Origin of the sequence: Aeromonas sp. HMWF014 (assembly GCF_963878295.1) — a bacterium.
In the GTDB taxonomy this organism is placed as follows: Bacteria; Pseudomonadota; Gammaproteobacteria; order Enterobacterales; family Aeromonadaceae; genus Aeromonas; species Aeromonas popoffii.
The window spans coordinates 1-14,486 of record NZ_CAWNYS010000567.1 but is presented as its reverse complement, the minus strand read 5'-3'; the positions used below and the strand labels follow the sequence as shown (position 1 = coordinate 14,486).

Annotated in this window: 13 protein-coding genes; 10 read left to right on the top strand and 3 right to left on the bottom strand. The window is 59.7% G+C overall.

What is annotated here, in order from left to right; genetic code table 11:
- The 8 genes from recR to AAC083_RS21855 all read left to right on the top strand — a co-directional run.
- Nucleotides 1–377 (top strand): recombination mediator RecR (recR, locus tag AAC083_RS21890; RefSeq protein WP_108535585.1); only part of this gene is annotated, 377 nt, incomplete at its 5' end.
- A gap of 195 nt (nucleotides 378–572) precedes the next feature.
- Nucleotides 573–2,486, top strand: coding sequence for a molecular chaperone HtpG (gene htpG, locus AAC083_RS21885; RefSeq protein ID WP_108535584.1), 1,914 nt, complete (start codon nucleotides 573–575; stop codon nucleotides 2,484–2,486).
- A gap of 256 nt (nucleotides 2,487–2,742) precedes the next feature.
- Nucleotides 2,743–3,387, top strand: coding sequence for an adenylate kinase (adk, locus tag AAC083_RS21880; RefSeq protein ID WP_108535583.1), 645 nt, complete (start codon nucleotides 2,743–2,745; stop codon nucleotides 3,385–3,387).
- Nucleotides 3,388–3,475: 88 nt separating this feature from the next.
- On the top strand, nucleotides 3,476–4,450 hold the full coding sequence (gene hemH, locus AAC083_RS21875; RefSeq protein ID WP_108535582.1) for a ferrochelatase: 975 nt from the start codon (nucleotides 3,476–3,478) through the stop codon (nucleotides 4,448–4,450).
- 73 nt (nucleotides 4,451–4,523) lie between these two features.
- Nucleotides 4,524–4,916, top strand: coding sequence for an MAPEG family protein (locus tag AAC083_RS21870; RefSeq protein WP_042034254.1), 393 nt, complete (start codon nucleotides 4,524–4,526; stop codon nucleotides 4,914–4,916).
- 185 nt (nucleotides 4,917–5,101) lie between these two features.
- Nucleotides 5,102–6,406, top strand: coding sequence for an inosine/guanosine kinase (locus tag AAC083_RS21865; protein ID WP_108535581.1), 1,305 nt, complete (start codon nucleotides 5,102–5,104; stop codon nucleotides 6,404–6,406).
- A gap of 182 nt (nucleotides 6,407–6,588) precedes the next feature.
- The gene (locus tag AAC083_RS21860) at nucleotides 6,589–6,951 is read left to right on the top strand and encodes a DUF2750 domain-containing protein (protein ID WP_042034251.1); all 363 of its coding nucleotides are present in this window, start codon (nucleotides 6,589–6,591) and stop codon (nucleotides 6,949–6,951) included.
- Nucleotides 6,952–7,120: 169 nt separating this feature from the next.
- Nucleotides 7,121–7,615, top strand: coding sequence for a hypothetical protein (locus tag AAC083_RS21855; protein ID WP_042034250.1), 495 nt, complete (start codon nucleotides 7,121–7,123; stop codon nucleotides 7,613–7,615).
- On the opposite strand, the gene AAC083_RS21850 is transcribed toward AAC083_RS21855, so the two are convergent.
- Nucleotides 7,578–9,218: an EAL domain-containing protein gene (locus AAC083_RS21850; RefSeq protein WP_108535580.1), complete on the bottom strand. Its 1,641-nt coding sequence runs from the start codon at nucleotides 9,216–9,218 to the stop codon at nucleotides 7,578–7,580. The genes AAC083_RS21855 and AAC083_RS21850 overlap by 38 nt on opposite strands.
- Before the next feature lie 188 nt (nucleotides 9,219–9,406).
- Between AAC083_RS21850 and glgC the strand changes: the two genes are divergently transcribed.
- The gene (glgC, locus tag AAC083_RS21845; RefSeq protein ID WP_042034247.1) at nucleotides 9,407–10,681 is read left to right on the top strand and encodes a glucose-1-phosphate adenylyltransferase; all 1,275 of its coding nucleotides are present in this window, start codon (nucleotides 9,407–9,409) and stop codon (nucleotides 10,679–10,681) included.
- Nucleotides 10,682–10,777: 96 nt separating this feature from the next.
- On the opposite strand, the gene AAC083_RS21840 is transcribed toward glgC, so the two are convergent.
- On the bottom strand, nucleotides 10,778–12,775 hold the full coding sequence (locus tag AAC083_RS21840; RefSeq protein WP_108535579.1) for a hypothetical protein: 1,998 nt from the start codon (nucleotides 12,773–12,775) through the stop codon (nucleotides 10,778–10,780).
- A 145-nt stretch (nucleotides 12,776–12,920) separates the two neighbouring features.
- Nucleotides 12,921–13,472, bottom strand: coding sequence for a lipoprotein (locus AAC083_RS21835; protein ID WP_042034245.1), 552 nt, complete (start codon nucleotides 13,470–13,472; stop codon nucleotides 12,921–12,923).
- A gap of 325 nt (nucleotides 13,473–13,797) precedes the next feature.
- Here AAC083_RS21835 and AAC083_RS21830 point away from each other — a divergent pair.
- Nucleotides 13,798–14,486 (top strand): chorismate-binding protein (locus AAC083_RS21830; RefSeq protein ID WP_219927851.1); only part of this gene is annotated, 689 nt, incomplete at its 3' end.

Below are 14,486 nucleotides of genomic sequence, written 5' to 3'. Positions count from 1 at the left end.
AGCGGGAAGAGAGCGGCCTGCTGTGCGTGGTTGAGAGCCCGGCGGACGTGGCCGCCATCGAGCACACAGGCCAGTTCTCCGGTCGTTACTTCGTGCTGATGGGGCACCTGTCACCCCTCGATGGCATAGGCCCGGAAGAGCTGGGGCTGGAGATCCTGGAGCGGCGTCTGAAGGCGGAGTCCATCAGCGAGCTGATCCTGGCCACCAACCCCACCATTGAAGGGGATGCCACCGCCTGGTACATAGCCGACATGGCCCGCGCTGCTGGCGTCAAGGTGAGCCGGATTGCCCACGGCGTGCCGGTGGGCGGCGAGTTGGAGCTGGTGGATGGCACCACGCTTTCTCACTCCTTGATGGGGCGTCAACCCCTTAACTAAGTTCGCGTCAGTCACTTGTTTTTCAAACCCGCCCCGGCGGGTTTTTTGTTTGGCCGATGGGCGGCGTTTGTCAGTGCGCTGGCGCAAAAATCGCCATTCGCACCGTCAGCAGACTTATCCCCCTTGAAATGGGGATCCCAGGCCCCATCTTGTATCAGGAATGTGTTCAACCCGAATCGCCTGAGGATAGTGTCGATGACCCAAAGCGTTCATGCCGAAACCCACGGGTTTCAGACTGAAGTCAAACAACTGCTGAGCCTGATGGCCCACAGCCTCTACTCCAACAAAGAAGTGTTCCTGCGCGAGCTGATCTCCAACGCCTCCGATGCGGCGGACAAGCTGCGCTTCAAGGCGCTTTCCGATGCCTCTTTGTTTGAAAACGACGGCCAGTTGCGCGTTCGCCTGGTGGTTGATAAAGAGAATCGGACCCTGACCATCTCCGATAACGGCATAGGTATGAGCCGGGATCAGGTGATTGAGCATCTGGGTACCATCGCCAAGTCCGGCACCGCTGACTTTTTCAAAAACTTGTCCGGTGATCAGGGCAAGGATTCCCAGTTGATTGGTCAGTTCGGGGTCGGTTTCTACTCCGCCTTCATCGTGGCCGACAAGGTAACCGTGGTGTCCCGCGCCGCCGGTACCGAGCCTGAGCAAGGCGTGCAGTGGGAATCGGAAGGGGAAGGCTCCTTCACCGTGGCCGATGTGACCAAAGCCGGTCGTGGTACCGACGTCATCTTGCACCTGCGAGCAGAAGAGAGTGAGTTCCTCGACGACTGGCGTCTGCGCGCCGTGGTCGCCAAGTATTCCGACCACATCAGTGTGCCGGTGGAGATGTACAAAGAGGGCACCCCGGACCGTGAAGAGGATGGCGAAACCATCGTCGGCACGCCGGGCGAGTGGGAGCAGGTCAACCGCGCCACTGCCCTGTGGACGCGCAGCCCGAAAGAGATCAAGGACGAGGAGTATCAGGAGTTCTACAAGCACGTCGCCCACGATTTTGAAGATCCGCTGCTCTGGGGTCACAACCGGGTGGAAGGGGCGCAGGAGTACACCAGCCTGCTCTACGTGCCGGCCCGTGCCCCCTTCGATCTCTACAACCGGGATCAGAAGCACGGCCTGAAGCTGTACGTGCAGCGCGTCTTCATCATGGACGACGCCGAGCAGTTTATGCCGGCCTACCTGCGCTTCGTCAAAGGGGTGCTGGACTCCAACGATCTGCCGCTCAACGTCAGCCGTGAAATTCTGCAAGACAACAAGGTGACTGTCTCCCTGCGCAAGGCCTGCTCCAAGCGGGTGCTGACCATGCTGGCCAAGCTGGCCAAGGATGACAGCGAGAAGTATGCCAAGTTCTGGAGCGAGTTCGGCAACGTGCTCAAAGAGGGCCCGGCCGAGGATCACGCCAACCGCGAAGAGATCGCCAAGCTCCTGCGCTTTGCCAGCACGGCGGGCGAGGGCGAAGCCCAGACCGTCTCTCTCGAGGATTACGTGGGCCGCATGAAGGAAGGCCAGCAGAAGATTTACTACATCACTGCTGACTCCTACGCTGCCGCCAAGAACAGCCCGCACCTCGAGATCTTCCGCAAGAAGGGGGTCGAAGTGCTGCTGATGTGGGAGCGTGTCGACGAGTGGCTGATGAGCCACCTGACCGAGTTCGATGGCAAGCAGCTGGTCTCGGTGACCCGTGGCGAGCTGGATCTCGGCGAGCTGGAGGACGAGGCATCCAAGCAGGCGCAAGAAGAGGCCGAGAAGGTCAACGCCGGTCTGGTCGCGCGCGTCAAGCAGAGCTTGGCCGATGCGGTGAAAGAGGTGCGTGTCACCCACCGTCTGACCGATTCACCCTCCTGCATCGTCACCGACGACCACGGCATGAGCACCCAGATGATCAAGCTGATGCGCGCAGCCGGCCAGCCGGTACCTGAGCAGAAGTACATTCTGGAGCTCAACCCTGACCATGCGCTGGTGAAGAAGCTCGACACCATCGAAGACGAGGCGCTGTTTGGCGAGTGGGTTACCCTGCTGCACGAACAGGCCCAGCTGGCCGAGCAGGGCGGGCTGAATGATCCGGCGAGCTTTGTCTCCCGTATCAACCGTCTGTTACTCCTGGCATGATGTTTCGGCCCACTGCATGCAGTGGGCCTTTTTTATATGGCGCTTGCCTGACAAGGGGCAAGCGCCTCTCCTTGTTATGGAGGACGCTGCATTTTCACTCATTTTTTCAGGGTAGCGTTGCGGCTCGAGTCGCCTCGCCGCTTTGGTAACATGGTGAAAAATAAGCCACTCACACGGGGCAAGCTTGTGAAAATGAGCGAAACCGTGTAGTTTTTTGCCTTCTCAAGAATTGAATAACCAAGCAATAGGAGCGTGTATGCGCATTGTTCTGTTGGGGGCTCCGGGTGCCGGCAAAGGTACTCAGGCTCAGTTCATCATGGAAAAACACGGTATTCCGCAGATCTCCACCGGCGACATGCTGCGTGCGGCGATCAAGGCGGGCACCGAGCTGGGCCTCAAGGCCAAAGCCGTGATGGACGCAGGTCAGCTCGTCTCTGACGACATCATCATCGGCCTGGTCAAAGAGCGTATCGCCCAACCGGATTGCGCCAACGGCTTCCTGCTGGATGGTTTCCCGCGCACCATTCCCCAGGCGCAAGCCATGAAGGATGCCGGTGTTGTGGTCGACTTCGTGCTGGAGTTTGCTGTGCCGGACGAAGAGATCGTCAAGCGCATGAGCGGTCGTCGTGTCCACTCCGGCTCGGGCCGTACCTACCACGTGGTGTTCAACCCGCCGAAAGTGGAAGGCAAGGATGACGTGACAGGTGAGGATCTGGTGATCCGTGCCGATGACGAAGAGACCACAGTGCGCAAGCGTCTGGATGTCTACCATCAGCAGACCGCGCCGCTCATCGGTTTCTACGGTAAAGAGGCGGACGCGGGCAACACCCGTTACGTCAAGATCGACGGCACTCAGCCGGTGGATCTGGTCAGCAAGCAGCTGGCAACCATACTGGGCTAAGCCCGCCATGGCTCGTGCCGATGGCAATTGAGACAAGGGCCCGGCATGGGCCCTTTCTTGCATTCAGACAGGAAGACAGGACGCTAACGTGACCACGAAAACCGGGATCTTGCTGGTCAATCTGGGGACCCCAGCCGCGCCAACCACGGCCGCCGTCAAGGCCTTTCTCAGCCAGTTTCTGCACGACCCGCGGGTGGTCGACCTGCCTCGTTACCTCTGGTGCCCGCTGCTCCACTTTATCATTCTGCCGACGCGCTCCCCCAGGGTGGCCAAGCTTTATCAGCAGGTGTGGACAGAGCAGGGTTCGCCGTTGATGGTGATAAGCAAGCAGCAGCGCGCGGCGCTGGAGCAGGAGCTCAAGCGGGAAGGGGTCGAGGTGCCGGTGGAGCTGGCCATGACCTATGGCTCGCCCTCCATCAACGATGGCTGGCAGGCGCTCAAGGCCAAGGGAGTCAACCGGGTTATTCTGCTGCCGCTCTATCCGCAATATTCGGTCAGCACCACGGCCCCGGTGTTCGATGCCTGGGCCAAAGCGATGAAGAAAGAGCGCAACCTGCCGGTGGTACGGCTCATTCGTGATTACCATGCCCACCCCGAATACATTCAGGCGCTGGCCATGAGCGTGCGCCGCCATTGGGAGCTGCACGGGCAGGGCGATCACCTGCTGATGTCGTTCCACGGTATTCCGGAGCGTTACGAGAACGAAGGCGACCCCTATGGTCACCAGTGTCGCCACACTGCTTCTCTGCTGGCTGAGGCGCTCGGGCTCGAGGCTGGCCAGTGGACCGCCAGTTTCCAGTCCCGCTTTGGCAAGGAGGAGTGGCTCAAGCCCTACACGGACCTGACCATCGCCGACTTGCCGGCGACCGGTATCAAGCGGCTCGATGTGGTTTGCCCGGCCTTTTCCGCCGACTGCCTTGAAACCCTGGAAGAGATCGAGGTGCAGAACCGGGAGATCTTCATGGCCGCCGGTGGCGAGCAGTTTGAATACATACCGGCTCTCAACAGCGATCAGGCCCACATTCGCATGATGGTGTCCCTCATCTGCCGCGAGCTGGCATGATGAGCACCTTGCCCGCAGCGCGAGCCGACCAGGTTTTTTCCGCGTTCAAGATCCAAGGATAAGGAGTGCCATGATGATGCATATCACGCTGATTTACGCGGGCCTGCTGGGGCTGTTGTTCCTGCTGCTCTCCTTCTGGGTGGTCAAGCGCCGTGCCCAGTTCAAGGTGATGATAGGGGAAGGGGAGGCGCCCGAGATGCGCTCTGCGATCCGCGCCCACGGCAATTTCGCCGAGTACGTGCCGCTGACCCTGCTGCTGATGGCCCTGTGTGAACTGGCGGGGGTCGGGGCGCTCTGGTTGCATCTTGGCGGTCTCTGCCTGCTGGTAGGGCGCATACTGCACGCCATCGGTATCCAGATCCCCAGGGCCCCCAACATGCCACGGCTGTTTGGTACCCTGCTGTTCTGGCTGGCGCTGGGACTCTTCTCCGTGCTGGCCCTGGTGCAGGGGCTCTCGTTCGGCTGATCTCCTGGTCTTTGCTGACAGAAAAACCACGTCACGGTGAAGTGGTTTTTTGATGGGATTGGGATAAACGTTTTCCTCTGCAGCCCTTGTCTATACTGACGCCCTATTTTAATCAGGCGACTTTTCGGCGCAGCGGATTGTGTTAAAATCCCGCCCCTCTTTCCCCCAGAGCACAGAACATTGCCATGAAATTTCCCGGTCAGCGCAAGTCCAAACACTACTTCCCGGTCGACAGGCGTGATCCCCTGATCCCGCAAAATCCCCTGCTTACCGAACTTGGCAAAGCCTATGTGGTGGGAATCGATCAGACCCTGGTGGACATCGAAGCCCATGTGGATGAGGACTTCCTGAACCGTTATGGTCTGAGCAAGGGCCACTCTGTGGTGATCAGTGACGATGTGGCCGAACGGGTCTACGAAGAGCTCAAGACCAACAACATGGTGGTGAGCGAGTTTGCCGGTGGCACCATAGGCAACACCATGCACAACTACTCTGTGCTGGCGGATTCCCACTCCATCCTGCTTGGCGTCATGAGCCAGGATATCCGCATCGGCAGCTACGCCTACCGCTATCTGTGCAACACCTCTTCCCGCGTCAACCTCGATTATCTGCAGCCGGTTGATGGCCCGGTCGGTCGCTGCTTCACCTTCATCACCGAGTGCGGTGAGCGCAGCTTTGGCATCAACGCCGGCAAGATGGATCACCTCGATGTGGCGCACATTCCCGAAGCCGTCATCAAGGAGTCCTCCGCTCTGGTGATCACCGCCTATCTGGTGCGTGGTGAAAATGGCACTCCCATGAAGGAGGCCGCCATGGCTGCCGTGCGCTACGCCCGCGAGGCTGGCGTGCCCGTGGTGCTGACCCTGGGCACCCGCTTCGTCATTGCCGAGAATCCCCAGTGGTGGCGCGATTTCATCGCCGAGAACGTGACTGTGCTGGCGATGAATGAAGATGAGGCCGAGGCCCTGACCGGCATCGCCGATCCCCTCGGCGCCGCTGACAAGGCGCTGGACTGGGCCGACATGGTGCTCTGCACTGCCGGTCCCATCGGCCTTTACATGGCGAGCTACACGGAGGAAGACTACAAGCGCGAGACCACTCATACCCTGCTGCCCGGTGTCATCCCCGAGTTCAACATGTATGAGTTCAGTCGTCCCATGGCCCGTGCCAAGTGCCGCAAGCCTGCCCGCATCTACTCCCACATCTCCCCTTACATGGGGGGGCCGGAGAAGATCAAGAACACCAACGGGGCAGGGGATGGCGCGCTTTCTGCCGTGCTGCACGACATGGTGGCCAACGCCTATCACCGCATGAATGTGCCGAACTCCGCCAAGCACATGTCCGAGTTTCTGACCTACTCCTCCCTGGCCCAGGTGTGCAAGTACGCCAACCGGGTCAGCTATGAGGTGCTGGCCCAGAGTAGCCCACGCCTCTCTCGTGGTCTGCCCGAGAAGGAAGACAGCCTGGAAGAGGTTTACTGGGAGCGTTGATCCCGGCCATGGCAAACGCCTCCTTCGGGAGGCGTTTTATCAGGTAAAACACGGCATCGGGCAGTTTTTTGTGCGAATAATCCCAAGATGCTTGAGTCCATGTCACTTTTGCGACACCATTTGGCCACCGCATTGCCACTCGGCACTGCCGTGGCCGCAGCACCCGATAAAGAGAGAGCCCCATGAGTAAGTTAACTGACAATCTTGACGCCAATTTCCAACTGTTCATCGAAGAAGTCCGCGAGTCGGGTCAGGTGTGGGGCTTGCGTTACGGTGAAGACTGGGTCGTCTGCCGCTCTGCCGAATTTGAAGATGCCGATGTGATGCCGCTCTGGTCGGCCGAGGTCGATGCACGCCTGCATTGTGTGGACGAGTGGGCCGACTACGAGCCGGAAGTGATCGAGCTGGAAGAGTTCCTCGACATCTGGATCAACGATCTGGACGAGGACGATGTGCTGATCGGCCCGAACTGGAATGCCGATCTGGAAGGCCAGGAGCTCGAACCCATAGAATTGGCCAAGGCACTGGTCGAACTGGACGCCTGAACCGTTCTGCATTGATGGCCACGGCCATCGGATGCCTGAAGAACCGATATCCGCGAGGATGTCGGTTTTTTTATGGCGCGCGTACAGAATGCTGAATGAAAAGGCGATTTGGCTTTGCACCTGTAGGGGGTATGGTCCATCATCAACCTTTTGCCGAGCGGGAGGAGCCATGTTTGTATTCGACGTAACCGGCATCGCAGGGGAGCGCGCCGAGATCCGGGTTCAGGCGCTGGACTGGGGGCAGAGCGGCCCCGTCACCTTCAGCTGTGATGACGATCAACTGGCCGTGCTGCTGTTAACCGGGTGCCGCTGCGATGCAGTGGGTTTCTTCAATCTGCTGGCGGGCTGCAAGCCGCTTTATCTCGAACAGTGGCTCTCCTATTTGCAAGAGACTGGCCGCATCGCCAAACAGGGCAGCCAGCTGGAGAGCCCTGCCCAAAGCGATTACCTCGCCAGAGCCGGCTTCGAGCACGAAGAGCTCAATGGCCTGCTGGGCCAGATCTATCAGGTGGCGGGGTTCAACCGCCTGCAGATCAACCGTTACCTCAAGAATCGCCACAATCCCACCACCCTGGCGACCCGTTACGATCAGAAGGAGCTGGAACGTTATCGCCAGCTCAATGACATCATTCTGACTCTGCTGAAGTTGAAGCGTCCTCAGTAAACAGGCCAAGGTGGCTGATATCCGGCCGCAACGGCTGGGGCTTGGCGATGAGATAACCTTGCAACCCGTCCACGTACATGCTCTGTAGCAGTTGTTTCTGGCCAAGCTGCTCCACCCCTTCCGCTATCACCTGGCAGCCCATGCGGTGTGATACATCAACGATCATCCGCACGAACTGCTGATTGGTCAGGTCCTGCTCCAGCCCAGTGAGCAGGGCAGGATCCAGCTTGATGTAGTCGGGTTTTAACTCGCGAAACAGAGTAAACGACCCTATCCCCTTGCCGAAGTTGCAGATGGCGGAACGACTGCCGTTGCGTCTGAGCAGCTCGAACACCCGCTTGGCCCCCGTCATGTTGCGCTCCAGATGCTCCTCATCCAGCTCGAATACCAGATTGGCGCTGGTGTTGGGATCCTTGAGCAATTGCCGGTCGAGCCAGATCAGGAAGGCGCTGTTTTGCAACAGGTTGCTGGAGAGGCTGATGCCCCAGCGGCTCTGGTTGGCATCGAATGCCCGGTACTGGCGCATGACGTGGATGATCAGCATCTGCTCCAGTCGCATCACCATGTCCAGCCGTTGAGCCATGGCAAACAGGGTGTCGGTCGGCAACACAGTGCCGTCGGCGCCGCTGAAGCGGGCATAGATCTCGTTGTAGGCCAGCATGCTGGGGTGCATGGGCTGGATGGGCTGATAGGTAAAACTGATGTGCTCCTGCTCCAGCAGATCATTGAGCACCAGCTTCCAGTGGTGCTGGCCCTGCAGTTCCACCACGTCATCGTCCTGTTGAATGGCCCAGCCGTTGACCGTTTCTGTCTGGGCGTGGGCCAGAGCCAGATCCGCCCGTGCCAGAATCGCCTCTATCTTCTGCCCGCTGCTCAGGCGTGTTAGCCCCGAGTAGGCGGCGCTCTCCAGTTCATGTTGCTGCTGATAGTGGTCGAAGGCGACTTTCAGATCCCGGCCGAGCAGGGGCGGCGGTATGTTGGCCACCGGCTGCACCAGCACGGCGAAGTCGGCACCCGAGATGCGATAGACCTGATGACCCGGGAATCGGCCGACCACCCGGGTGATGAGATTGGCAATATCCTTGATATAGGCATCCCCCGACTGAAAGCCGCGCTGGGCATTGAGCTTGCCAAGTTCGGTGGCGCGGATCAGCACCAGGGTGGCGGTCTGGGTATCCTGATCCCGCTGCAGCAACGCCGTCATGTCGCGCCGGAACGCGTGGCGGTTTTGCAATTGGGTCAGCTCATCCTGGGTCGCCTGATGGTGTAGCTCGCTGATCTGACGGTGGGCGTCGAGCTCGGCTTCACTGAACCGGGTCAGCAGTTGTTGCAAGGCCTCCCGGGCCGCCGGGCTCTCCAGACAGGCGGGATCGCGCAGTCGCAGTGCCGTGAGCCAGACCTGTTCCTGCTGATCACGCTCGGCGTTGCGGGCGCGATAGGCCAGCATGAACAGCAGGCCAAAGCCGAGCAGGGTCGTGCCGACGATGAGGATCAGGGTGAAGGGGGTAGCCTGAACGGCGAGCCAGATACCTTGTAACAACAGCAGAGCAACACAGGTGATGGCCGCGATCAGTAACAGGTTACTCCCGAGCTTGTTCAACATCTTGTCATCCTTGATGATTCGTGTGATGTTGAAATTCTAACCAAGCTCAGGGTGTAAAGCATGGGATCCCGCTCACCTCCTGGAAAAGGGCCAATTGAAATCGGTTAATTGTGAGTGAAACCACTTTCACAGGTGCCGAAACAGGCGAAGATGGGTTGAAAATAGATCAAACAAGGCAGAGGTAAATCATGTTGTTAGAGCCCGAAAATAGTGCCAAAGCACGACAATTATTGAACCAGAGTATGGCACTGGTGCTGGCGGGTGGACGTGGCAGTCGCCTGAAGCAGTTGACCGACAACCGCGCCAAGCCTGCCGTCCATTTCGGTGGCAAATTCCGGATCATTGATTTTGTGCTCTCCAACTGTATCAACTCGGGGATCCGCCGCGTTGGTGTGGTCACCCAATACAAGTCTCACAGCCTGCTGCGCCACCTGCAATCGGGCTGGTCCTTCCTGCGTTACCAGATGAACGAATTCATCGACCTGCTGCCTGCCCAGCAACGGGTAGATGAGGTGCACTGGTATCGCGGCACCGCCGATGCCATCTATCAGAACGTCGACATCATCCGTGACTACGGCCCCAAATACCTGGTGGTGCTGGCGGGGGATCACATCTACAAGATGGATTACGCCGCCATGCTGCTTGATCACGTGCGTCTCGGTGCCAAGGTGACAGTGGCTTGTATCGAGGTGCCACGGGCGGAGGCGTCTGCCTTCGGGGTCATGGATATTGACGAGCAGCGCAAAATCCGTGCCTTCGTCGAAAAACCGGCCAATCCACCGGCCATGCCGGGTTGCGAGGATCGCTCGCTGGCCTCTATGGGGATCTATATCTTCGAGGCGGAATACCTCTACCAACTGCTGGAGGAGGACATTCTCAATCAGGACTCCAAACACGACTTCGGGATGGATGTGATCCCCCGTATCGTGGAGGAGGGGATGGCGTTTGCTCACCCCTTCAACATGTCCTGTGTCGGGGCGCGTGAGGGTCAAAAACCCTACTGGCGTGACGTGGGTACTCTGGACTCGTTCTGGGAAGCGAACATGGATCTCGCCTCCGTTCTGCCCGAGCTCGATATCTACGATCAGAACTGGCCCATCTGGACCAGCCAGACCCTGACGCCACCGGCCAAGTTTGTGCAGGATCGTAATGGTCAGCACGGCATGACCATCAACTCCATGTTCTCGGGCGGCACCATCGTTAGCGGGTCGTTCGTGCTCAATTCGGTGCTCTTTACCAATGTGCGGGTGCACTCCTTCTGCACCCTGGATCAGGCCATCATCTTCCCCGGGGTCGAGATCGGCGCCGGTTGCCGTCTGCGCCGGGTGGTGGTGGATAAAGGGTGTGTCCTGCCCGATGGGCTGGTGGTGGGCGAGAATGCCGATGAAGATAGCCGCCGCTTCTACCGCTCCGAGCAGGGGATCGTGCTGGTGACCAAGGAGATGCTGGACAAGCTGGTTTAGCCGGGTTGTGAAAAAAGTACCTTGAAACTGTGTCAGACGCTGTCATGCAAAGGGAGCCATATTGGCTCCCTTTTTCATGCTGGTGAATGGCGATGATTACTCGCTTACCACCGCTTTGGCGGCCATCACCATGGCGGTGCCATGCTGGCCACCGGCGGCGGTCACTTGCGGAACACCATCTTCGTCGGTGTCACTGCCGGCACCTTCGATGATGTTCTCGCCGGAGTCACCGATCCACTCGGCCATCTGCATGCCGCCGTTGACGGTGCCACGGAACCAGCTGACGTACTGACCGGTCAGCTTGGCCAGCTCCAGCTCGGGCGCCTTCTCGGCCCCTTCGTTACGCAGGTTCAGCATGGCAGAGCGCAGGGCGCCGGAGATGGCAGCCTGGGTCCAGGGGGTGTATTCACCCTGTTTGCCCGCCAGCCAGGTGCCGGCCTTCTGATTGAAGTAGGCCTTGTCGGTCGCGATGAACAGCTCGCGGGCGGCCGTGCGGTACTTGGCATCGGAGGTGGCGAGGAAGGCGGCGGTCAGACCACGGATGGCCGCGAACTGCGCATCGATGGAGTGGCCAGCGTCGAGCTTGCCGCCCAGGGTGATGCCGTCATGCACCAGACCGTTTTTGCCCTTGAGATTGGCAAGGATGAAATCGGCCTGCTTGCGGATCAAATCGAGTGCCTGCTGACCCTGTTTGGTCTTGAGGTTCAGCTCGCCGTTGTCACCGGCGGCGTAACCGACCGGCAGCGCATCCTGAGCGCGCTGGAAGATCTGCAGGGCGACCAGGGCGTAAGCGGCGTCAAAGGTGGTGACGTGCTTGCCCTGTTTGCCCGCCTGCCAGCTGTCGACCAGGGTGCCGGCCTTGGCATCAAAGTGCAGGGCCGCCAGGTTCTTGAAGGTGAGGTTGGATAGATTGATCGCCAGCGAGAAGGCATCGCTGCCAGCGACTGCCTTGCCCAGATCATTGGCCTGGTTGGCAGCCGGGGCGGCGGCAAACGGCGCGCCATCAAACACGGCGTGGAAGGCCGGGTTCTGGTTGGTGTTGGCGCTGCGCTGATCGCTGAAGGCATAGAACTCGGAGAGCGGCCACAGCATCATCCAGGCATCGCGTAGCTGGGCGGAGTCATCCACCACTTCCAGCGTGCCGATGGCGCCCACGTCATGCCTGCTGGTTTCGGTCACTTTCACCTGATGGGGGAAGTAGACGACGCCCTTGGCCGGATCGTATTGCGGGGTGATCCTGGCGCCCAGTTGCTTGCCGTCGAAGCCGAGCTGGTTCTGCATGATGGTCAGCTTGTCGATGGATTGCTCGGTCAGCATCATGCCGTTGAAACCGTCAGCGGCGGAGACGCCCAGCTTGTGCTTGCCATCCTGATCCATGGTGGCGGAAGCCGCTTCCACCTCTTCATCGGTTTCCGCCACGTGCATACCGCCGAGGAAATCCTGAGACCACATCACCTCTTTGAGCAATATGCCGCCCACGGCTGCGGGCACCAGCAGGTTGTCACTGCCGCTCCAGCGCAGGGTGGTGTAGTCGCGGAAGTAGGCCGGTATCAGTGTCCTGACGCTCTTCTCGTTGCCCTTGGCGGTCTTGATGGTGATCTGATCGCCGTTGACCGGGGTGGTGTTCACCGCTTGTGCAAACTCCGGATTGGCGGAGGCATAGGGCAGGGAGAGGGGATACATGCCCTGTGGCACTTCATCGGCCGGGAAGCCAACGGCATCGGCCATGGCCAGTACCCGTTGCCCCAGAGAGGCCATGGTGCCGCCACGGGCCAGGTTTTGCGGCCCGTTCACCAGATGAGGGCCCATGCCGGATTGGTAGTTGAGGGCGTACATGGCCTCTTCGGAGTACTCGTAGGATTCGATGCCAGCGGCGAAGTCGAACGGAGTTGGCTCATTGGCGCGGTTGGCGTCCAGCACATCCAGATCCAGACCGAGGGCCTCGGCCAGCGGCTCGCCGGAGAGTTCGAATTCGGTGTAGGCCAGCATGTTGGCGGCGGTATTGAATGTGTTGTCTTCTACTTTGACGGCGGCGTGTGCGGCACCGCTCAGGAGGGCGCAGGCGATCGCCTGGACCAGTACGGTTTTTCTCATGTCCCTTCTCACCATATGTTTGATTTTATTATGACGCTTCTCATGAATCTAAATGAGAATGGTGCGCATTATGTACCAAGGTGGGGGGCTTGAGAAGAAAAAGCCGCGCCCGGGGGTTGAAGAGAAGAGGGGCGCGGCTTGGGGGTCACAGCAGTTTGAAGGGGATGACCAGTCGGCCGGGCTCCACCTTGAGTGCCCCGACTTTCTCCTTGATCCTGGCTTCGTTCTTGCGGCTGTCATCCAGCCGGTAGACGGGCGTCTGGGAGAGGAACAGCGAGAGCGACTGGTTGAAGGTGGGCAGCAGCGGTGTGAGGGCGGCACCCACGTCGGCTGGCTCTGTCTGGATTGAGATGAGTTCGAGGTCACGCAGGTAGATGGCCCCCTGCTCGGCCACATAGTCGGGGCGAGCGCTGAGGGAGATGCGGATCTTCACCTGCTGGCTGCCAAGGGGGCTGCTGACCTGCAGATCACCGGCAGCATCAAGTTCCACCCGATCGGCGCTGGCGCGGCCGATGCGGCTGTGCATCTCATCCAGGCGGATCTTGCTCGACATGATGCCGGGGATCCCCAGCTGTTTCTCGAAGGCGACCCTCTCTTTGAGGTATTGGTTGATTTCACCTTCGCTGACGTTGTACTGGGTGAGCGAACAGGCTGCCAGCAGCAGGCTGAGAGGGAGCAGAAGCAGGTACTTTAACATCGACAGTTCCGTAAGTTGAGGGACGTGACCAAACAGAGGGCGCCATCTTAGGGGGAAATACCCCTGGCTGCCAGTCTGAGCACGCGGCTCCCGTTTTTGTCGCCGCCTCATATGGGGTATGGAATCTGTATTCATACGAGTAACCCCTTAGATGCCTGGCATGGCAGGCCGCCAGTGGCGCGGTTTGTCAAATATCCACAGATAAGTTCCAGTTTTATCGATATAAAAATCCCATTGACCGGGTGATTTCAAAGCGAGTATTTTACCGCCCCACAAATGCAAACTGATAATCATTATCATTTTGAGTCATATTTGAGGGTGTAACGTGGATACTCTTGTGATGGAAAATAGCGCGCCTGCCCAGGCTGCGTCCCCGCCCGATTTCTTGTTTACCTCAGGTCAGGGCACGATCAGCGCCTACGACCTGGGTCAGCCTATCACCACGCCCGCCTGCGAATGGTCCTTGCTGGAGCGACAGATAGCGAGGGCGCTGGCGGCGGCCGAGGCCGCAGGGCAAGCTAATCCGCTGCTGATCGGCGCCTTCGCGTTCGACCCGGCCGACGCCTCCTGCCTCTATGTGCCCGGCCGTTATGAGCGGGGAGTGCGAACGCCCGCAGCGGAGCGTGCCGCCGAGACCAACCAGGTCATCTCGGTGCAGAGCACGCCGGCGGCGGCCGAATTCAAGGCCTCTGTCAGCTCGGCGCTGAATGCGTTTGCACAGGGTCACCTTGCCAAGGTTGTGTTGTCGCGCAAGCTGATCCTCACGCTGCACAAGCCCGCCGATCCCGAGCGGGTGCTGGCCCGCCTGATGAGCCAGAACCCCCATGCCTTTCACTTCTCTCTGCCGCTCGGGCAAGATCGCCGCTTGCTCGGCGCCAGCCCGGAGCTGCTGCTGCGGGTCAGCGGGGGCGAGGTCTTCACCCATCCACTGGCGGGCTCTGCCAAGCGCTACGGCGAGCCGGAGCAGGACCGGCAGGTGGCTCGGGATCTGCTGGCCTCCCGCAAGGATCAGCA

Bases quoted from the DNA above. Each gene is read 5' to 3' on its own strand.
- AAC083_RS21850 (WP_108535580.1), bottom strand. From the start codon at position 9,218: ATGTTGAACAAGCTCGGGAGTAACCTGTTACTGATCGCGGCCATCACC.
- AAC083_RS21855 (WP_042034250.1), top strand. From the start codon at position 7,121: ATGTTTGTATTCGACGTAACCGGCATCGCAGGGGAGCGCGCCGAGATC.
- AAC083_RS21840 (WP_108535579.1), bottom strand. From the start codon at position 12,775: ATGAGAAAAACCGTACTGGTCCAGGCGATCGCCTGCGCCCTCCTGAGC.
- glgC (WP_042034247.1), top strand. From the start codon at position 9,407: ATGTTGTTAGAGCCCGAAAATAGTGCCAAAGCACGACAATTATTGAAC.
- AAC083_RS21870 (WP_042034254.1), top strand. From the start codon at position 4,524: ATGATGCATATCACGCTGATTTACGCGGGCCTGCTGGGGCTGTTGTTC.
- adk (WP_108535583.1), top strand. From the start codon at position 2,743: ATGCGCATTGTTCTGTTGGGGGCTCCGGGTGCCGGCAAAGGTACTCAG.
- AAC083_RS21835 (WP_042034245.1), bottom strand. From the start codon at position 13,472: ATGTTAAAGTACCTGCTTCTGCTCCCTCTCAGCCTGCTGCTGGCAGCC.
- htpG (WP_108535584.1), top strand. From the start codon at position 573: ATGACCCAAAGCGTTCATGCCGAAACCCACGGGTTTCAGACTGAAGTC.
- AAC083_RS21860 (WP_042034251.1), top strand. From the start codon at position 6,589: ATGAGTAAGTTAACTGACAATCTTGACGCCAATTTCCAACTGTTCATC.
- AAC083_RS21865 (WP_108535581.1), top strand. From the start codon at position 5,102: ATGAAATTTCCCGGTCAGCGCAAGTCCAAACACTACTTCCCGGTCGAC.